Source organism: Nonomuraea sp. NPDC059023, from assembly GCF_042740095.1.
Taxonomy (GTDB): domain Bacteria; phylum Actinomycetota; class Actinomycetes; order Streptosporangiales; family Streptosporangiaceae; genus Nonomuraea.
The window spans coordinates 1-16,803 of the sequence record NZ_JBHYIO010000044.1; the positions used below are offsets into that span (position 1 = coordinate 1).

Below are 16,803 nucleotides of genomic sequence, written 5' to 3' on the forward strand. Positions count from 1 at the left end.
TTCACGGTGCAGATCTCGCAATCCACACCGAACCCGGAAGCCCTTCCTTATGCCAAACCGATCAACCCCTGTACCTAACCTCCGTGGTCAGTACACCTAGAAGTGGTTCGCGCAAGGCACCCCGTGGTCGCCTTCTACTCGGCGTAGCATGGCGACAGTGTGGTGCCGAGCCCTCCTAGCCGCCCTGATCCTGCTGACCTCCGGCTGCGCGAGCGCCCGGCCCCCCGCGACCCTGGTCTGGTCCGGCTGCGGTGACGACTTCGAGTGCGCCCGCCTCCGCGTCCCCCTGGATCACGCCCAGCCTGACGGCGAACACATCCAGATCAGCGTGATCCGCCTCCCCGCCACCGGCGACCGCATCGGTTCCCTGCTGATCAACCCGGGCGGCCCCGGCGGCTCCGGCATCGACTACGCCCGCGCCGCCCCCGCCATGCTCAGCCAGGACATCCGCGCCCGGTTCGACATCGTCGGCTTCGACCCCAGAGGCGTAGGCGCATCAACCCCCATCAAATGCCTCACCGACGATCAGCTGTCCGCGTTCATCGCCCTGGACAGCACTCCCGACACCCAACCCGAGCAATCCGCCCTGGAACAGGCCTCGAAGGACTTCGCCAAGGCCTGCCAGGCAAGCTCCGCGAAGCTCCTCCCGCACGTCAGCACCACGAACGCCGCCCGGGACATGGACCTCCTCCGAGCCGCCTTGGGCGACGAAAAGCTCACCTACCTCGGCAAGTCATACGGAACCCTCCTGGGAGCGACATACGCCCACCTGTTCCCCGGCAAGGTACGCGCCCTGGTCCTCGACGGCGCCATGAACCCGGCGATCACCCGCCAACGCCTCAACCTCGACCAGGCCAAGGGCTTCGAAACCGCCTTCCGCGCCTACGCCAAGGACTGCCTGACCTCCCGATCCTGCCCCCTCACCTCAAAGACCCCAGAACACGCCTTGGTTGAGATGTCAGACCTGCTCCGCCGTACCGACAAAGCCCCCTTGACCAGCGAAACCGGCCGCCCAGTAACAGAAGCCCTGGCAACCCTGGGAGCCCTGACCCCGCTCTACGACCGGAACACCTGGCCAGCCCTGTCCGAATCCCTGTCCGAAGCCCAGAAGGGCAACGGCACCCTGCTCCTGTCCTCTGCAGACCAGTTGGTAGGCCGCGCCGACGACGGCACCTACTCCAACCAGACCGAATCCGGAATGGCCATAACCTGCGCCGACACCCCCACCCCACCCGGCACCTCAGCCCTGGCCCAAGCCGCCACAACCGCCGCAAAAGCCGCCCCGGTCTTCGGCTCCTACGTCATGTGGAGCATCCTCCCCTGCGCCTTCTGGCCCTCAGCCCCCGAGCCCCCCGCAACCCTGCGCGCCCCCGGCGCCGCCCCCATCCTGGTCCTCGGCACCCGCCGCGACCCCGCAACCCCGTACCACTGGTCACAATCCCTAGCCGACCAACTCGAATCCGGCACCCTCCTCACCTACGAAGGCGACGGCCACACCGCCTACGGCAGCGGCTCCACCTGCATCGACACCCACGTGGACCACTACCTCATCACCCGCACCACCCCCGCCGACGGCACCCGCTGCTGATCGACGGGAGCGAGAAGTGCCACGCCTCCTGTAGACTTCATCACGCTGTACGGCAGTGCCGCCTTAGCTCAGTCGGCCAGAGCACTTCACTCGTAATGAAGGGGTCTCGGGTTCGAATCCCGAAGGCGGCTCCGCAGGTGAAAGGCCCCTCGCGATGATCGCGGGGGGCCTTTTTCGATCTTGTACAGCTTGGATTTACAGCTACGAGGTCAGGCGTTTGTTCAGGCGCTTTAGGGCCTTGCGGGTCTCCGGGGAGGGGACCTGGGTGTAGACGTTCATGGTGACCGCTATCTGGGAGTGGCGGAGGATGCGCATGGCCACTCGGGGGTGGACGTCCAGGGCGGCCAATAGGGAGGCGCAGGTTCTCCGGGTGTCGTGGACGCGGATGCGTGGGACGTCGGCGTTTCGGCAGTGCATGTCGAAGGATCGGTTGAAGTTTCGGGGTTCGATGGGCGTGCCGTACCTCGTGGTGAAGACGAGGTCGCTCTTGTGCCACCTCTTGCCGGCGGCCTTGTGGGCTTGAGCTTGGATCTGCTCGCGATCTTTCAGGGCTGTGACGCAGAGGCCAATCAGCGGGAGCGAGGTGGATGAGTCTTCTGTCTTGGTGTTGTCGCGGTGAAGGAGCTGGCCGTGGACGCGGGTGAGTTGGTGACTGATGCTCAGTTCTTCGGTCTCGTAGTCCACGCTGTCCCACGTGAGGCCGAGCACTTCGCCACGGCGTAGGCCCAGGAGCAGCACTAGGACGTAGGCGGCGTACAGGGGCTCTTGGACCTTGCGGAGGTGTTCGAGGAAGCGGCGGGCCTCGTCTACGCTCCAGGCGCCGCGTTTGCGCTCCTTCTTGGGGAACTTGCTGGGGTTCGGTAGAAGGGTGAGGCTGACGACGTTCTTGGAGATGAGTTCTTCGCGGATGGCGTTGGAGACGGCTGAGCGGAGGATGCGGCGGATGCTGGCTAGGGTGCCGCGGGAAGGGGTGCTCTTGCAGCACTCGCCTATTGCGCAGCATCGTTGCTCGTCCTCCGGGCGGTTGTGGTCCTTCTTTTGGGCGCAGCACGTACAGAGCGTGGGGAGCTTGTTGAGCCAGCTTTGGACGTCGCGGACGGTGAGCTTGTCGAGTCGGATCTTGCCGATGCCGGGGATCATGTAGAGCCGTACGAGAGCTTCGTAGGCGGCGTATGTGGTGGGTTCGAGGTTGGGCTTGATGACCTCCTTGAGCCAGCGGTTGAGGTACGTCGTCATGGTCTCGTGCTTGGTGGCGACCGGGCCTTTGGCGGCTTGCTCGTGGAGTTTGAGCCACTTCTCGTGGGTTTCCTCGCGGGTCTTTCCGTAGACCCATTTGCGGGTCCTATCGCCGTCCGGGGTAGTGACCCAGACGTAGCCGGCCCACTGGTTCTTGTAGGGGAAGATCGAGCCTTCCTTGTTTGCTCGGGTGCGACGGCGCTTGGGCTCTTCCGGGGTGGCGAGGGCGGTTTTAGTTGGCATTACGCGGCCTCCTCTCTCAGTCGGTTGATGTAGGAGTTGAGGGCGGACGTGGGGATGCGCCGACAGCGGCGGGCGACGAGGACGGACTCCAGTTCGCCGGAGCGGATGAGGTTGTAGAGGGTCCAGCGGCTGACCTGCAGGAGGGCCATGGCGTCGGGGACGGTGAGCATGGCGTCGCCGGTCATCGGGGGCCGTCCGGGGTGAGTGCGGCGGCCAGGAGTGCGTCACTGGCGGAGTGGCCGCGGCCGGCGTATTGCCAGTGGGCGACCGTATGACCCTCTTGCTTGACGTGGTCCTGGCGGGCGGTGCGGAGGGCGCCCAGGGTGGGGCCGTAGTGGCGGGATCGGGTGGAGAAGTGACCGCCGAAGCCGAGCATGTGGGCCCAGTGGGTCATGCCGAGGTCGAGGCAGGCGGCGATAAGGCGGCGGGCGTGGCCGGGAATGGGGAGCGCAGTCAGGTCCGTGAGGGGACTGATGCGCTGGTCGAGGACGCCGACGCATTCGGCCGCCTTGGTGGCGTATTTGGCGACGTAGGACGCGGCGTGCTCGGTTACCGCGCGGATGTCGAGTTGGGTGCCCCATCGCAGAGTTCTGCCGGAAACCGTTGCCGTGACTGTGGTTGCGGCTTCTTGTACGGCTTGCGCCAGGGTCTCGGTGGTTGCCCAGGGTGGGGGAGGCGTTGCCGGTCCAGTGGAGCCGTCCAGGCGGAGGATGGCGTGGAAGTGGACGACGCCGCGGCGCTGGTACTCGGCGACTTTGGCGAAGGAGAGCATGACGCCGGGGTCGAGGCGGCGGCGGGTGGCGTTGATGAGCCGTTTCCACAGCAGCGGGGCAACGCCGTTGAACAGGACGGTGCCTGCGTAGTCGTAGCACTCCGGGCATAGAGGGCGGCCAAGGCGCTGCTCAGTGGCCTTGTGGCGGACGGTGCAGGACAGCGCGTTGCCGTGTTGGCAGGTCGGTGTGTTGCGGCGGGGGCGACAGGGCAGGATGCGTCCGGCTCGCGCCCTGTGGGCATGGACGAGGCCGAAGCTGGGGGCGGTCAGGGTGATGAACAGGGTCGGATGGGTGCGGACCGATTCGGGGACGCCTTTGCCGCCGATGAGGCCGGCGCGGATGAGGTGGTAGGTGTCTTGCCGGTAGGTTTCGGCGCAGGCGGGGCAGCGGGTGGCGCGGCGGGTTTTGCAGGGGATGCGTAGGACGCCGTCTGGTTCGTGGGTGGTTGTGTAGCGGCGGGTGACGACGCCGCTCGCGTCGTGGTGGGTGATGTGGCCGCGCAGGTGGATGGGGTTGCGGCAGCCGTTCGTGTTGCGGATTTGGGTTGCCCAGCGGGCGTATTTCGGGTGGTTGAGTCGGGCGATCATCCCCGCTTTCTTGTGCAGGTTGATGGTGGTTGCGGGCAAGATGGTGTCCTCCTTTCGCTCGTTCTCGGGTGGAGGGATGGCTCCCGACCTGGCGTGTGTCTTGGCGGATGTGCGGCCAGGCCGGGGGCGCTGCGCTGGTTAGGCGCCGTGGTTGTCGATGCCGGTGCCGTCGCAGTCTCGGCATCTGGCGTCTTCTGTGAGGCCGGTGCCGTTGCAGGTGCAGCAGCGGTAGTGGATCACCGGTAGGTCCTCGTCGGCCGTCACGGGTCGACGCAGTCGTGGTAGCTGGATTCGGCGCGGTAGCGGGCCATGCTGGCGGCGGGGATGGCGACCGCTTCGTAGGCGACCGGTCCGAAGGCCACCATGGTGCGGTAGTGCTCGCGCGGGGTGGCGTCTGCGGTTGCTTCGGTGCCGAGCTGGGCGGCGATCTGGTCGATCTCGGCGAACGCGGCGGCGTCGGTGTCCTGGCGTGGGAAGTACCGGATGGACATGTCGCCGTGGCTGACGGGGAGAGCCGGGTTGGCCTTCAGGAAGGCGGCCAGGTTGATCAGGCCGTTGATCACTTCGGTGCGGTGGTCGGTGGTCATGGGGGGCTCCCTTCTGGTCGGAGTGTCCGCAGGGCGCGGAGCAGGTCGGAGGCGAGCTGGTTGGAGACGCCCAGGCGGGCGCGGAGGGCGTCGCGGGTGATGGGTTTGCCGTGGCGGGTCTGGTGTTCGTCGGCGGCGCGGCGGGCGTAGTCGAGTAGCTGCGGGGACGGTCCTGAAGCTTCGTCCTGACCGTCCTGGGGCGTGAGGACGGCGGGTTCCTCGGGCGAGGAGCGGGCCGGTTCGTCCGGGACGAGGGCTAGTTCGCTGGTGGGAGCTGGGGTTTCTTCCGCGGCCGCGGTCGGGTGGGAGTTGGCGCGGCGTTCGAGCATCGAGACGGCGATGAGGAATGCGGCGGCCGGGGTGGCGGCGGTGATCCAGCCCCAGGGGGTTGGGACGGCTTGCTGGAGGTTGGCGGCCAGGCTCAGGACGATGCCGCCGGTCAGGACGAGGGTGGGCCAGGAGGCGAGGCCGTGCCGTACACGTCCTGAGCGTTTGTCGTGGTGGCGTTCGCGGGCGGCCATGACGCAGGTGAGGTCTACGCAGATGGCGATGGCCCAGGACATCCAGCCGGTTTGGCCGTGGTCGGTGGCGGTGGCGCGAATGTGGGTGAACGATCCGGCGCCGGCGATGGCAGCTAGGACGACGATGGGGCCGGTGTCGAGGAGCCAACTGGCGAAGCGTCGCATCGTTGCACCCTCCTTTCAGGCGTTGATGGGGGTGGGTTGGTCGGTGGTGAGGTCGACCCAGGTGGGGGTTCGGTGGGCGTGGCGGTTGGCGGCTTCTTCGGCGGCTTGCTCGGGGATGTGGAAGGAGCGGGCGCGGTACCAGCGGCCGTCTTGGCCGGCGACTATGGCGACGCCGGGTTGGTCGGCGGGGATGGCTCGGGCCGAGACGAGGGCGGCGGGGTCGAGGTCGCCGAGGGTCATCGTGGCGGTTTCGGGGTCGTTGACGCGGTGGCAGATGCGGCCGGAGCACTGGGCTCTCAGGGCAGTTACGCCGGGGCCTAGGTCGGAGCCGATGCGTTGGCCGCAGCAGAACAGGTAGAGGCCGAAGGCGCGGCCGAGCTGGGCTATGCGCAGGAGGGCTGTCGAGGTGGTGGCGATCTCGTTCTTCTCCGCCTTGTCGGCCATCAAGTAGAGCTCCGCGAGCTCGTCTATGAGGATCACGATGGGGATGGGGCGGTCTGTCTCGGGGAGTTGCCAGATGTTGCGGGCGCTGGCCGCACGGCATTGGCCCATACGTTCGATCATCAGGGCGATGAGGTCGGTGAGTAGGTCGGTGGATGCGGCGCGGTTGGTGGCCAGGGCGGACAGGCGCCTCTCGTAGGGGGTGAACTCGACGCCGCCTTTCAGGTCGAAGCCGACCAGGGCGACGGGTTGCGGGGCGAGGCCGACGATGAGGGCGTTGGCGAGGTTGGATTTGCCGGACTGGGTGGCGCCGGCGTTCATCCAGTGGGGAACGGTGCGGAAGTCGATCACCCAGGGGTCGCCGGTTTCCAGGCGGCCGACGGTGACCTTCAGCAGGTCTGATGCTGCTGGGAGCTGGGCGATTGTGGTCAGGGGGTCGTTCCGGGTGACGTGGAGGCGGATGCGGCCGGGGCGGGGTGAGGAGACGCGGACCGCATGGACGCCCCAGGAGTGGGCTAACGCTTCTGCGGCCTCGCTGTAGTCGGTCGGCGTCTGCCCCTCCAGCGTGTGGAGGGTGACGCGCCAGCCGTACCGCGTCGGGAGGGGAAGCCACATGAACGGTTTGGTGTCTACGGCGACGCGTTGGAAACGGCGCTTGACCTTGACGATGCCGGTGGAGGCGATGGCGCCGGGGACGGTGGTGAACCACCACTGTTGGCGCTTCTTCGTGAGGCCGCAGCCGAGGGCTACGCGGCGCCAGGTGAGTCGGACGTTCAGGGCGGTGAGTGGGTAGCCGATGATCCACCAGAAGGAGCGGGGGTGGAGGGCTCGCCAGGCCCACAGGGTGCCGGTTGCTGCCGAGATGGCGATCAGGGTGAGGGTGAAGGTGTCAGGCATGGGTGGCCTCGATGGGGACGATCTCGGCGGCCTTGTAGCTGATGCCCCAGCGGGTCTGGCCGCCCTGGGCGATTTCCCAGACGTAGCCGAGCAGGCCGTGCGGGGTGACGTCTTGGCCTTGGGTGATGGCGGGTTCGCCGGTGGTGTTGACCTTGACGAGTTCGAGGCGGCCGAGGGTGTCCTCTGCCATGAGGATCGTTTCGTAGAGCGTGTTGCCTTCCTTGTCGGTCTTGATCTGGCCGGTGTCCTTGCTGACGAGGCGGGGGCGGGGTGCTTTGGCGCAGGTGAAGGTCAGGCGGGTGGTGTCTACGGGGATCGGGATGGTGCGCATTCGGTATCTCCTTATCCGTCGTAGCCAACATAGTTAACCTAGTTGGCTCGGTTGTCAACGTTGGCGTGGGTGACTTGGTGTGGTGAGATTGGGGCGATGGTCAAGCACACCGGGCGGCCGGGATATCTACAGATCGCCGATGATCTGCGGGAGCAGATTCGCGGTGGTTCGCTTGCGCCCGGGGCTCCGTTGCCGTCTACGGCGCAGCTTTCGGAGCGGTACGACGCTTCGTTGTCCGTGGTGAAGATGGCGGTCGGGCTGCTGCGCAACGAGGGGCTCGTGATCGGGCAGCAGGGGAAGGGCGTTTACGTCCGGGATCTGGCCGAGGCGCCGGCCGTCGATTTGGCGGCCGAGGTCAGCGAGTTGCGTAGTGCGGTGCGACAGCTATCGGAACGTCTCGCTCGGGTAGAGAAGGAGCTCCGGAGCTAGAGCCGTCGCGGGTGTGGCAACCCGTCACCATGCGGGTCATCCAGTTGAACGAGGTCGCCGGCTTCTGGCGCAGGCTCATGGCCTTGTCTTCGCGGCGGATGCTGATGACCAGGACGGCGAAGCCGTACACGATCGAGATGCCGATGATCGCGGCGATGATGAGCGGGATCCAGTGCATGGTCATGCCTCCTTGTGGTTGCGGGGGTTGCGCGGGGGACGACGGGTTTCGTTGCGCTGCCGGGTACGGCGTTGGCGGGCGGTGTGCTTGCGCTGCCAGCGTTCGCGGCGCAGGCACTTCGAGCAGCGGGCCTGACCCTGCAGGAGGGCGGCGCCGCATTCGCAGGACGGGGTCTCGTCCAGCAGGGGGATGGGGGTCTGGTTCATGGGCATTCCTCCTTGGGTTGTGGGCCTTGGGGCTTGTGCAACCTGAGAATGCGCCCGGGAACCAGGACGGGATCACTACACGACGGGACATGTTCAAGACGTCCCGCTTACGATGGCCAGGTCCCCGGACGTCCCCCATGCGGGCAGGTGAGATGGCGAACGAGCGACTGCGGGCGGCTTTGCTGGCCAAGGGTGTGGGCGTGGGTGATCTGGCCGAGGCGATTCAGGTCGATCCCAAAACCGTGGAACGGTGGGTCACCAAAGACCGCGAGCCCTATCGGAAGCATCGTTACGCTGCGGCTTCTTACCTCGGAGCGGATGAGAGCTATCTCTGGCCGAAGGCGCTCACGCGGGAGCAGGTCGCCTCGGCTTCCGAGAGCGAGATCATCACCGTGTATCCGCACCGCTGGGCCGTACCGAGGGACGCTTGGGGACATCTCTTCGAGAAGGCGTCCCAGGAGATCGGGATCCTGGTTTTCAGCGGGACGTTCATCCATGACGACAAGGGGCTGATGCGGTTGCTGGGCGAGAGGGCGCGGGCCGGGGTCCGGGTTCGGATCTTGCTGGGTGAGCCGGAGAGCGCCGAGGTCGCCCAGCGCGGGATCGATGAGAACATCGGCGACGCCATGCGCGATCGGTGCAAGCAGGCCATCACCTACTTCCGCACGCTGGTCCCGGACGGCGCTGAGATCCGGCTGCATCGGACGGTGCTGTACAACTCGATCTTCCGCGGCGACGATCAGCTTCTCGTCAACACCCACGCGTACGGCCAGCCCGCCGGCGACGCGCCCGTCCTGCATCTGCGTCGGGTGGCCGGTGGGGACATGGTGGGGCTGTACCTGGGGAGTTTCGAGAAGACGTGGGACGGGGCGGCCCCGCTAGAGTCCTGACCCATGGCTACGCGGATCGACTACTTCGACGACCCCGACGCGCCCGCGGCCAACAGCCTGGTGCCGTCCGTGAACGTCATGGTGACCAATGCCGAAGGTGCGCTGTTGATGATCCGGCGCAGCGACAACGACAACTGGGCCGTCCCTGGTGGGGCCATTGACCTTGGAGAGTCGATCCCGCACGCCGCGATCAGGGAGACGCTGGAGGAGACCGGGATCACCTGCGAGATCACCGGGATCTCGGGGACTTACAGTGATCCGCGGCATGTGATCCTCTACACCTCGAATGGTGAGGCACGGCAGGAGTTCTCCCTCGTGCTCACCGGCCGGGCTGTCAGCGGGACGCCCACGCCGAGTGACGAGTCGCGCGAGGTTCGGTGGGTGCCGCGTGATCAGGTGTTGGCGCTGCCCATGGACCGGTCGATGCGGATGCGGATTGAGCACTTCCTGTCCGGCGCCGGGCATCCTTACATCGGGTGACCGGTCTGTTCGTCCATGAACCGGCGCCGCCGTGGCAGCCATTGATCGATCTCACGAGCCATGCAGGCTTCGGCGAAAGCCACGTACTCGTCTGTCTGCATCTTCTGCTCGGCCGGATCCAGATGGGACACCGCGGATCCTTCCCATAGCCCTCCAGGCTGGAGGAACTGTGCCGCATGGTCGGTACCGAGCCGCTCATCGAGGTGGAGCAGCGCGCCCATCGCGTCGTCTTGGTCGTACATGCATTCCACCCGCGGGAGGTAGCGCTCCAGGTAACTGACGAGAATCTCGGCATCGCGCTCCTCCCCGAAGCGGGCCAATGCGAGACAGTAGGCGTTTCCCGCGTACACGTACTGGCTCTCAAGGAGCAGTTCGCCCAGACGGTCGCGAAACTGCGTCCGCCGGTCAAGGCTGATCAGCCATGCAGCGGTGTACTTGGACCGCCATTCGAAATCCAGGAGGAACTCCAGCTCATCGTCGGAGACCCGGCGGGCGTCCCTGGCCAGTGAGCGCCCGAAGCGGAGTAGCTTCCGATCCGGCATGAGCATGAACATGCCCATGAGCTGCAAGTACCGCCGGACACTGCCCCGACCGGTCGCTACATAGCGCCGGACCATACGCGACTGTCTGAACGACACGTCGCGAAATGGCATGAACCCATCATGGTCAGACGCCGTCCGGATTTGAAGCCATGGCAGCCTCTACGGCTCGGACAGCAGCCGTGATGCATGGTGTCGAAGCAGTGATCGACCGGCTGACGAGGTGATCGGGGCCGTAGCGTGAGTGAATCTCGGCGAGGCGTTCCTCAACGTTAAGGTGCTGGCCGTCCGGTCCCGTGGTCATGTCGCTGTAAGTCAGGGCGTCCATCAAACGTGGACGTTCCTTGTCGAACTCGCTGATGAGCGCGTCGTACAGGGAGCGCTCAAGGGCCTCGTTCACGGCGCAGGAGTGGTGGGCGACCAGTCGGCACAGTGTCTCGTCGGCCTGGTGGACATCACGCAGATATCGGGCGCCGTCGAGGGGGTGGAAGCCGGTGTCCACAAGCTGTGGAGAGTATCCGATGTCGTGGAGGTAGGCCGCGGCCACGAGGGTGTCCGCGTCGGCGCCCAGGATCGGGGCGAGGGTCTCGGCGCGCTTGCCGACGCCTTGCGTGTGTGCCCATCTGCGAGGCAAGGGCTCTTCCAGCAATCGTTTGGCCAGGTCATAGGCCCAGGCAACTTGTCCCACGCGGTTCACGATAGGCAGTAGACCCCGGCCTCGGGCTAGAGGAGAAGGTGAGACGTCCCGGGACGTCTCACCTGACCCCTCTGGGAATCACTGATCATCGGACTTGGGCCGGATGAATCGCCCCCTTCCTTGGAGTGCGTGGATAAGACCCTCTTGCTCCAGTACGGCCAGCGCACGCCGTACCGTGTTGCGCGACGCCGAGTACCGGCGCCGGAGGGTGAGTTCGCTGGGCACCTCAGCCAGCTCACCCCGCTTGATCGCGTCCCGCAGGTCGCCGGCGATGACCTCGTAGCGGTAGGACATGCTCTCGGCTTGGCCGCCGGTCACCACGCGGCCCTTGGAGGGGACCGTGACGATCAGGCCCTCGTCCTCCAGGATCGCCAGGCCGCGCCGTACCGTATTGCGCGCGACCCGAAACTCGCGGCCCAGCTCAGCCTCGGACGGCAGGACGCTGTCCACCGGGTAGACGCCCGTGGTGATCCGGCTCCGCAGGCGGGCGGCGAGCTGGGGGAAGACGCGCTTGCCGGTCAGCCATGGCCGGTCGTCGTCGGCGGTGGGCATCGACGCTATGGGTTCGGGTCGGTGAGGGCCGCGTCCCAGGTGTCCGGGGGAATCGGCGGGAGCGTGGTTTGGTAGCGGAGGAACACGTTCGCCTCTTCGAGGGTGGCGCCTTCGTCGGCCCAGGTTCGGATCTTGTGCTGCGATTCGGGCGAGTGCCAGGGGTCGTGCGCGTTCTGGGCTGGGCTTGTGGGGATGCGGAGGAGCGTCTCGGCCTTGGCCCTGTCCCAGGCGGCATCTGGGATGGTGGGGATCTTGAGCATGATCAGAGCGGCGTTGACTTCGCGGTGGGTCACTCCCGTGCGGAGCAGGAACCTGATGTGGCCCTGCCAGTCGTCGCTGTACCAGACGTCCGGGAAGGTGGCCGATTCGATGTCGGGGAACATCAGCTCTCGCTGTGTTGCGTAGATGTCCATGGGGATCCGATCTCGGCGTTTCTGGAGCGGCTGATGGGGCCTCCGGATGGAGTGCGAGGCGGTACCCGGAGACCCCACCTGACCCCTGGCTTGGGCCTTGCCAGGGGGTGAGCGACCGCCGCAGAGCCGCGGAATCGCCCCCGCTTCGGGGAGGGAGCGACCGAAGCGGGGGTGCGCACGTTCCTCCCGCAGCAAGGGGTAGGCGTGCGTGTTCCCCGGCTACGGCGCTGCGGCTGAGCCACGCTTGGCAGGCGAGACGGCGTAGCCGGGGAAGGGTGCGTAGATCTGGGAATTGGGCGGCTTCAGGTGCCCTTTGGCGCGGAGGTGGAGCTCGAACGGCAGCGCGGGGAAGCAGGTGTCGCAGATGATGTCGCCGCACTGGTTGAGACAGTGGCGCAGGCCGCACCAGTGGGTTGCTTCACATCGATGCATGCTCGTGCTGTCGGTGGGGTTGCCCAGGCAGACCGGCGGGCAGGATGTGAGCTCGTCGTCCGATCCCAAGGGCGGCGGGATGAACGGGACCATCGGGTAGATCGTCACTGCGGTACCGCCGCTCGGAGGTTGGCGACCTCGTCCACGGGACTGCCATGGGTGGGGTGCTGGGCCCGAAGCTCGTCGTAGCGGGTGACGAGCTTGGTCGCCGCGGTGCTCGGGTCGTCGGCGGGGGCGTAATCCCAGATCGGAGTAGCGCCCCTCGCGCCGGTGATCCAGGAGAAGAGCAGGCCATCGCAACTGACCAGCAGGCCACCCCAGAGTGACACCCACGCCCGGCCCTGGAAGAACGGCTGTAGATCAGCGTCAACGCCTCGGGCGGCGAGCTCAGCAACGAGGAGCCGGGCGGCGTCGTGCGGAAGGACCCGGCGGCCGGCGTGCTCGGGAGCTCCATCTGTCACGATCATGATCAGACCCTTCGGTGGCGGATGTCGTGCGAACGAGCTTCGTTCGCGGCCATCGACATCGGCACCGCGTCTCCGGGACGTCTAGGGACGTCTTGTGTTACCGTCCGCGTAGGAGCCAGCTGCGTGGGAGGGAACGTCCCCGTGAATGACTACCTGCGTGCGGCCATGGCCCACGCCCGGTTGCAACCGCTCGACCTCGCATCCCGCCTCGGCGTCGACCCCAAAACCGTCAGCCGCTGGCTACACGGCCGCATCCCTTACCCACGCCACCGCGCAGCCGTAGCCGACTGCCTCCAGGTCGACGAAGCCGACCTCTGGCCGGAAGCCGCCGGCGCTCACCGGATGATCAATCACGAGGTACGCGCCGTCTACCCGCACCGCTGGGCCGTTCCACATGCGGCATGGCGGAACCTCTTCTCCGCGGCCACAAGAAGGATCGACATCCTCACCTACAGCGGACTGTTCCTCGCCGAGGACGCAGGGCTCATGAACCTGATCGCCGAGCGTGGCCGCGGAGGTGTAGGGCTCCGTATCCTCCTCGGCGATCCGGAAAGCACCGAGGTCGCCGCGAGAGGCGTCGACGAGGGAATCGGCGCAGACGTCATGGCCGCCCGCGTCCGCAACGCCCTCACCCTATTCAGCCCACTCCAAGAAGTACCGAGCGCGGATATTCGCCTTCACCGCACAGTCCTCTACAACTCGATCTACCGAGCCGACGACAACCTCTTCGTCAACGCTCACGCCTACGGCACGAAAGCTCCAGACGCACCCGTCATCCACCTCCACCACGCCGGCCCCCACGGCACAACGGCCGTCTACCTCACCGGCCTCGAACGCATCTGGAGCCGAGCGAGCCCCGTCCCGAGAACGTGTTGAGTCTGCAACCCAAATATCTCTACGACTATCAAGGCCGCCCGCCTGCGGCGGTCGGCGCGCGTCGGGGCGGTCGCTGGCCGCGCTGCGGCTCTTCGGCCGGTCGCGGCCAGCGCCGACCACGCGCGGGGCCACCTCCATACGTGGGCTTCGACGATCGACCGTGCATGGATCGAACAGGGCGACTCGGCATTCGGCCGAGTTGGCGAGGAGGATCAGGGCATTCGGAGGGAGCCGCGTGAGGCAGCGTCCCACGATGGCCGATCGGTAGGTGGCCGCCATCGCCGCTCATGTCGAGACTGCCGCGTTGGAAATCAGACACTGGACGTTTCGGCATCATCAGGTGGAACGGCACCGAGCGACCACGCAGTTACAGACGAGAGGTTTACGCGCCATGGCATAGGATTTAGGCTGCTACCTCCGTTTAGGAGCGTTGCGTCCCAAAGATGTAGATAGTCGCCGACGTGGTCAATGATCGAGCCTTCGGGAGTTGTCAAGCCGGACGCTGAGGCTATGGCACGCAAGACGGCTGCCGATTGTTGCGCACTTTCGCTCGCACGTTCCAGTCCTTCGAGCCACAGCTTGTGCCACTTTCCGCTACTGATCAGGCGTCCAACCAATGCGCCTCCGGGGAAAGCGACGATGATATCCATTTCTGTGCCGATGTGAACCAGCGCCATCAGTCGTGCTAACGCTGGGTCCACCTCACCTCGCTGGACAGATGGTGGATAGTTCTCAGTTTCATGCTGTGAGGACATGTGAGCTCCGGTAGATTGATAGGAATCGATTCCTATCCTAGATGCAGGAGGCACAGTTGAGAGGGCGAATCGCAGGCCTGATAGACGCTGGCTTTATGACCAGGTCAGCTGCTGGCGCGTTACAGAAGCCGGTTGGCGAAATTAAGTTTGAAGGAGAAGAGCTGGTTCAATGGTTCCGCATATGTGCCCACCGATTGGATATGTCGTTTCTTCGGGCCTATTGGTACGACGGTGCATACAATATAGATGATCCGAACTCCAGGGTCCAGCGCGTGCGTTTTGCCGAACTGGAAGCGTGTGCTGGCCTGCAATTGCGACTGGGGCATCTGGAGGCACGCCCATTCGACCATAAGATTGCACTCAAAAGGGCCGTTAAGGAGGCTGGATACAGCTACGAGGAATTGAGAAAACACTTTCATCCTGAAAGGCTGTACCAACAAAAGGGTGTCGACACACTATTAGTCCTGGATATGATGCGTCTTGCTCAGCAAAAGGCGTGTGACACCTTTCTGCTTATAGCAGGAGATCGGGATCTCGCTGAGGCGGTACGCGCGGTCCAGCAATTGGGAATCAAAGTATTCTTGGCTTGTCCTGCAGGAGCGCCTGTCGCCACCGAGCTAGGCAATCTGGTTGATATGAAAATCGCTTGGTCCCAGGAATTATTGCACCAGCTCACATCTACGCATGAAGATAGATTCGGGCGTGCATTCAAGTTGCCTTCGAGTTCTCACAAGGTAGAGATTCTTATGGATGACAGTGCTGAAGAGTGAGTTTCCTCGCTGATCCATAAGCACAGACTCCTATTCACCCCCTGCGCCGAGCCAGCTGGCTGAGACTACGTCGGAGATCAGGTTGGCCAAACTGGCTGAGGGTGGATGGGCATCTTCGATTGAGGCGTGCATGGCCACGATGTCCGTACCTTGCAGCTGGATGCTACCCCTTTCGCTGACCAGCGCCGGCGACACGGCCATCCACCCTGCTGCACCAGCATGCGCCAGGCCTACTTCTTCGCCAGCTCAATTATCTTTATTCCAGTCTCATAGCGCCCTTTAGAAGACGGATCAAGAATCGCAACCATCTGGGCCACCAGGATCACAGTACATGTCGTGGTGAGCGTTGCAGCTAGTCCCGCGGGAAGCGCTCGCGAATATAGTGTCGAGATAACGATAACAGCCACTGTTGCTGCTAGGAGCGAAATTCGAAGGAAGACTTTAGCAATCCTCATATATTTGCGCGGACTCCTTTCAATTTCCGAGACAGAGAGAAGCTCCCAGTCGCCATCACAAGCATTTAGCACGGCCAATGAAAAGGCTTCTCGTGCTTGCTCAAGATTCTTCACCCCTCCGAGAGTAAGTCTTAGCTTCCAGCCCCTCAGAGCTTGCGAGATGCCTAAGGAGAGATGCAGGAGCTCCTTATCGTTCGTCGCGTATCCGGTCCTTAGTGATCGATACCATGAAGTTTCGACCCCACTTGCAGCTTCCTCAATTTCGGCCACGAGTCGAGATCGTAGATCGCTCACTGCATACTGAACTGAACCGGCCTGGTAGTCGCCCATCGCATCCAAATAGCGGGAGATTTGAGCCAATTTGAAGATAAAACTGGAAATCGCCACTTGAGATCGGTGTGGATGACCTAGATGGCTCAGCGACTTAATCCACAGGAGTAGCCGCATGACTAAGCTGGCCCACCAAACAAGACCGGCAAATACGAGCAACTTCGACGCCGCGTCCCCGGCATGAGCCCAGCGGACCGCCTGGAAGTGGGCCCAAGGCGCAGCGTCGCCCAAAAAGGCCACGATGCCATCCAAGATGTTCTTAGAATCTAGGAACCAGGTGCGTGACCATGGGGGACCCTCGGGATCTGAGCCCATCATAATGAACACCGATAGAGACACTCCAAGGATTGCTGCAACTACTCGGCCGAGTATCTTGACAACGCCTAAGTGAAGAAGAAGTCCGACAATAAACAATCCGATGGCGGCCACCGCGGACGGGATGCCTGCCGAAAAGACATTAAACATCATTGTGAAGCCGATTAGTCCTGCGAATGTAAGCGGAACAACCGTTAAAGCATATTGTAGTTGAGGTCTGTTCTCCAAGGTTGGGCTCGATAATGGTGAAGTGCGCCATTGCTCGATCAGGATATTGCGTGTCGCATCTTGAAGTGCGGGCTTTATGCGTTCTTGCTCTTCGGGGCGAAGTAAGAGTATGCTGGCAACTATCTCTGCATGCTTCTGGGATGCGACATTAATATAGTCTCGCTGAGCATCTCCTAGCTCACTTAACTGAGTAGCTACTTTCTCGATATAGGCGACGAAAGTCTTAATGGCGGTGTTCCCTAGAGAAAATGTAGTACTTGCGGCTACGGAAACAATCCAGAGGATGAACTCTATTGCGGACTGCCCCCTGGGCATTTTCGGGTGATCCGATTTCTGCTCGGATGGATTCTTGGCGGCCATGTCACCAGTATTGTCCTTCGGGATGCATATTTCTGGAGAATCGCGGCATCTGCAGATCGCCA

23 protein-coding genes and 1 tRNA gene are annotated in these 16,803 nt (G+C 64.2%); 7 read left to right on the top strand and 17 right to left on the bottom strand.

Annotation, left to right across the window (positions count from 1 at the left end; genetic code table 11):
- The first annotated feature begins 148 nt into the window (after positions 1-148).
- Complete coding sequence (locus ACFWYW_RS48690; RefSeq protein WP_379627267.1) at positions 149-1,588, top strand: alpha/beta hydrolase; 1,440 nt, start codon at positions 149-151, stop codon at positions 1,586-1,588.
- 57 nt (positions 1,589-1,645) lie between these two features.
- Positions 1,646-1,719 (top strand) — tRNA-Thr (locus ACFWYW_RS48695).
- 70 nt (positions 1,720-1,789) lie between these two features.
- Here ACFWYW_RS48695 and xerC read toward each other — a convergent pair.
- The 8 genes from xerC to ACFWYW_RS48735 all read right to left on the bottom strand — a co-directional run bounded on the left by xerC (position 1,790) and on the right by ACFWYW_RS48735 (position 7,369).
- Positions 1,790-3,067: a tyrosine recombinase XerC gene (gene xerC / locus ACFWYW_RS48700; RefSeq protein ID WP_379627265.1), complete on the bottom strand. Its 1,278-nt coding sequence runs from the start codon at positions 3,065-3,067 to the stop codon at positions 1,790-1,792.
- Positions 3,067-3,252: a helix-turn-helix domain-containing protein gene (locus ACFWYW_RS48705; protein WP_379627263.1), complete on the bottom strand. Its 186-nt coding sequence runs from the start codon at positions 3,250-3,252 to the stop codon at positions 3,067-3,069. The genes xerC and ACFWYW_RS48705 overlap by 1 nt, the downstream gene beginning before the upstream one ends.
- Positions 3,249-4,466, bottom strand: coding sequence for a replication initiator (locus ACFWYW_RS48710; RefSeq protein ID WP_379627261.1), 1,218 nt, complete (start codon positions 4,464-4,466; stop codon positions 3,249-3,251). The genes ACFWYW_RS48705 and ACFWYW_RS48710 overlap by 4 nt, the downstream gene beginning before the upstream one ends.
- Before the next feature lie 99 nt (positions 4,467-4,565).
- Positions 4,566-4,691, bottom strand: a complete 126-nt coding sequence (locus ACFWYW_RS48715; RefSeq protein ID WP_379641309.1) for a hypothetical protein — start codon at positions 4,689-4,691, stop codon at positions 4,566-4,568.
- On the bottom strand, positions 4,688-5,014 hold the full coding sequence (locus ACFWYW_RS48720) for a hypothetical protein (RefSeq protein ID WP_379627259.1): 327 nt from the start codon (positions 5,012-5,014) through the stop codon (positions 4,688-4,690). The genes ACFWYW_RS48715 and ACFWYW_RS48720 overlap by 4 nt, the downstream gene beginning before the upstream one ends.
- Positions 5,011-5,700 carry a DUF2637 domain-containing protein gene (locus ACFWYW_RS48725; protein WP_379627257.1) on the bottom strand — a complete coding sequence of 230 codons (690 nt, stop codon included), beginning with the start codon at positions 5,698-5,700 and terminating at the stop codon, positions 5,011-5,013. Before ACFWYW_RS48725 ends, ACFWYW_RS48720 begins: the two co-directional genes overlap by 4 nt.
- Positions 5,701-5,715: 15 nt before the next feature.
- A complete protein-coding gene (locus ACFWYW_RS48730; protein WP_379627255.1) occupies positions 5,716-7,038 on the bottom strand; it encodes an FtsK/SpoIIIE domain-containing protein in 1,323 nt (440 codons plus the stop codon).
- Positions 7,031-7,369, bottom strand: coding sequence for a hypothetical protein (locus ACFWYW_RS48735; RefSeq protein ID WP_379627253.1), 339 nt, complete (start codon positions 7,367-7,369; stop codon positions 7,031-7,033). Before ACFWYW_RS48735 ends, ACFWYW_RS48730 begins: the two co-directional genes overlap by 8 nt.
- A 96-nt stretch (positions 7,370-7,465) precedes the next feature.
- Here ACFWYW_RS48735 and ACFWYW_RS48740 point away from each other — a divergent pair, with 96 nt between their 5' ends.
- Positions 7,466-7,798 carry a GntR family transcriptional regulator gene (locus ACFWYW_RS48740; protein ID WP_379627251.1) on the top strand — a complete coding sequence of 111 codons (333 nt, stop codon included), beginning with the start codon at positions 7,466-7,468 and terminating at the stop codon, positions 7,796-7,798.
- Here the strand turns inward: ACFWYW_RS48740 and ACFWYW_RS48745 are convergent.
- Positions 7,725-7,976 (bottom strand): hypothetical protein, encoded by a 252-nt coding sequence (locus tag ACFWYW_RS48745; protein ID WP_379641313.1) that lies wholly within the window; start codon positions 7,974-7,976, stop codon positions 7,725-7,727. The genes ACFWYW_RS48740 and ACFWYW_RS48745 overlap by 74 nt on opposite strands.
- Positions 7,977-7,978: 2 nt before the next feature.
- Positions 7,979-8,182 (bottom strand): hypothetical protein, encoded by a 204-nt coding sequence (locus ACFWYW_RS48750; RefSeq protein WP_379627246.1) that lies wholly within the window; start codon positions 8,180-8,182, stop codon positions 7,979-7,981.
- Between the two features lie 200 nt (positions 8,183-8,382).
- On the opposite strand from ACFWYW_RS48750, the gene ACFWYW_RS48755 reads away from it, so the two are divergent.
- Both ACFWYW_RS48755 and ACFWYW_RS48760 read left to right on the top strand, forming a co-directional pair.
- Positions 8,383-9,072 carry an XRE family transcriptional regulator gene (locus ACFWYW_RS48755; RefSeq protein WP_379627244.1) on the top strand — a complete coding sequence of 230 codons (690 nt, stop codon included), beginning with the start codon at positions 8,383-8,385 and terminating at the stop codon, positions 9,070-9,072.
- Positions 9,073-9,075: 3 nt separating this feature from the next.
- Positions 9,076-9,552: an NUDIX hydrolase gene (locus ACFWYW_RS48760; protein WP_379627242.1), complete on the top strand. Its 477-nt coding sequence runs from the start codon at positions 9,076-9,078 to the stop codon at positions 9,550-9,552.
- On the opposite strand, the gene ACFWYW_RS48765 is transcribed toward ACFWYW_RS48760, so the two are convergent.
- The 6 genes from ACFWYW_RS48765 to ACFWYW_RS48790 form a co-directional block, all read right to left on the bottom strand.
- A complete protein-coding gene (locus ACFWYW_RS48765) occupies positions 9,540-10,205 on the bottom strand; it encodes a DUF6000 family protein (protein WP_379627240.1) in 666 nt (221 codons plus the stop codon). The genes ACFWYW_RS48760 and ACFWYW_RS48765 overlap by 13 nt on opposite strands.
- Positions 10,206-10,218: 13 nt before the next feature.
- Complete coding sequence (locus ACFWYW_RS48770; RefSeq protein WP_379627238.1) at positions 10,219-10,779, bottom strand: HD domain-containing protein; 561 nt, start codon at positions 10,777-10,779, stop codon at positions 10,219-10,221.
- An 87-nt stretch (positions 10,780-10,866) separates the two neighbouring features.
- Complete coding sequence (locus tag ACFWYW_RS48775) at positions 10,867-11,340, bottom strand: GntR family transcriptional regulator (RefSeq protein WP_379627236.1); 474 nt, start codon at positions 11,338-11,340, stop codon at positions 10,867-10,869.
- Between the two features lie 5 nt (positions 11,341-11,345).
- Positions 11,346-11,753 (bottom strand): hypothetical protein, encoded by a 408-nt coding sequence (locus ACFWYW_RS48780; RefSeq protein WP_379627234.1) that lies wholly within the window; start codon positions 11,751-11,753, stop codon positions 11,346-11,348.
- A gap of 219 nt (positions 11,754-11,972) precedes the next feature.
- Positions 11,973-12,278, bottom strand: a complete 306-nt coding sequence (locus tag ACFWYW_RS48785) for a hypothetical protein (protein ID WP_379627232.1) — start codon at positions 12,276-12,278, stop codon at positions 11,973-11,975.
- An 11-nt stretch (positions 12,279-12,289) separates the two neighbouring features.
- Positions 12,290-12,652, bottom strand: coding sequence for a hypothetical protein (locus ACFWYW_RS48790; protein WP_379627230.1), 363 nt, complete (start codon positions 12,650-12,652; stop codon positions 12,290-12,292).
- A gap of 141 nt (positions 12,653-12,793) precedes the next feature.
- Here ACFWYW_RS48790 and ACFWYW_RS48795 point away from each other — a divergent pair, with 141 nt between their 5' ends.
- Positions 12,794-13,528, top strand: a complete 735-nt coding sequence (locus ACFWYW_RS48795) for a helix-turn-helix domain-containing protein (RefSeq protein WP_379627228.1) — start codon at positions 12,794-12,796, stop codon at positions 13,526-13,528.
- Positions 13,529-14,324: 796 nt separating this feature from the next.
- Entirely contained in the window at positions 14,325-15,053 is a 729-nt protein-coding gene (locus ACFWYW_RS48800) for an NYN domain-containing protein (protein WP_379627226.1), read from the top strand.
- A gap of 230 nt (positions 15,054-15,283) precedes the next feature.
- On the opposite strand, the gene ACFWYW_RS48805 is transcribed toward ACFWYW_RS48800, so the two are convergent.
- Positions 15,284-16,741 (bottom strand): hypothetical protein, encoded by a 1,458-nt coding sequence (locus ACFWYW_RS48805; RefSeq protein WP_379627224.1) that lies wholly within the window; start codon positions 16,739-16,741, stop codon positions 15,284-15,286.
- Positions 16,742-16,803 lie beyond the last annotated feature (62 nt).

What these genes read in the sequence shown, in the direction of transcription:
- ACFWYW_RS48690 (WP_379627267.1), top strand. Translation starts at nt 149, where the DNA reads ATGGCGACAGTGTGGTGCCGAGCCCTCCTAGCCGCCCTGATCCTGCTG.
- xerC (WP_379627265.1), bottom strand. Translation starts at nt 3,067, where the DNA reads ATGCCAACTAAAACCGCCCTCGCCACCCCGGAAGAGCCCAAGCGCCGT.
- ACFWYW_RS48705 (WP_379627263.1), bottom strand. Translation starts at nt 3,252, where the DNA reads ATGACCGGCGACGCCATGCTCACCGTCCCCGACGCCATGGCCCTCCTG.
- ACFWYW_RS48720 (WP_379627259.1), bottom strand. Translation starts at nt 5,014, where the DNA reads ATGACCACCGACCACCGCACCGAAGTGATCAACGGCCTGATCAACCTG.
- ACFWYW_RS48725 (WP_379627257.1), bottom strand. Translation starts at nt 5,700, where the DNA reads ATGCGACGCTTCGCCAGTTGGCTCCTCGACACCGGCCCCATCGTCGTC.
- ACFWYW_RS48730 (WP_379627255.1), bottom strand. Translation starts at nt 7,038, where the DNA reads ATGCCTGACACCTTCACCCTCACCCTGATCGCCATCTCGGCAGCAACC.
- ACFWYW_RS48735 (WP_379627253.1), bottom strand. Translation starts at nt 7,369, where the DNA reads ATGCGCACCATCCCGATCCCCGTAGACACCACCCGCCTGACCTTCACC.
- ACFWYW_RS48740 (WP_379627251.1), top strand. Translation starts at nt 7,466, where the DNA reads ATGGTCAAGCACACCGGGCGGCCGGGATATCTACAGATCGCCGATGAT.
- ACFWYW_RS48745 (WP_379641313.1), bottom strand. Translation starts at nt 7,976, where the DNA reads ATGCACTGGATCCCGCTCATCATCGCCGCGATCATCGGCATCTCGATC.
- ACFWYW_RS48750 (WP_379627246.1), bottom strand. Translation starts at nt 8,182, where the DNA reads ATGAACCAGACCCCCATCCCCCTGCTGGACGAGACCCCGTCCTGCGAA.
- ACFWYW_RS48760 (WP_379627242.1), top strand. Translation starts at nt 9,076, where the DNA reads ATGGCTACGCGGATCGACTACTTCGACGACCCCGACGCGCCCGCGGCC.
- ACFWYW_RS48765 (WP_379627240.1), bottom strand. Translation starts at nt 10,205, where the DNA reads ATGCCATTTCGCGACGTGTCGTTCAGACAGTCGCGTATGGTCCGGCGC.
- ACFWYW_RS48775 (WP_379627236.1), bottom strand. Translation starts at nt 11,340, where the DNA reads ATGCCCACCGCCGACGACGACCGGCCATGGCTGACCGGCAAGCGCGTC.
- ACFWYW_RS48780 (WP_379627234.1), bottom strand. Translation starts at nt 11,753, where the DNA reads ATGGACATCTACGCAACACAGCGAGAGCTGATGTTCCCCGACATCGAA.
- ACFWYW_RS48785 (WP_379627232.1), bottom strand. Translation starts at nt 12,278, where the DNA reads ATGGTCCCGTTCATCCCGCCGCCCTTGGGATCGGACGACGAGCTCACA.
- ACFWYW_RS48790 (WP_379627230.1), bottom strand. Translation starts at nt 12,652, where the DNA reads ATGATCGTGACAGATGGAGCTCCCGAGCACGCCGGCCGCCGGGTCCTT.
- ACFWYW_RS48800 (WP_379627226.1), top strand. Translation starts at nt 14,325, where the DNA reads ATGCAGGAGGCACAGTTGAGAGGGCGAATCGCAGGCCTGATAGACGCT.
- ACFWYW_RS48805 (WP_379627224.1), bottom strand. Translation starts at nt 16,741, where the DNA reads ATGGCCGCCAAGAATCCATCCGAGCAGAAATCGGATCACCCGAAAATG.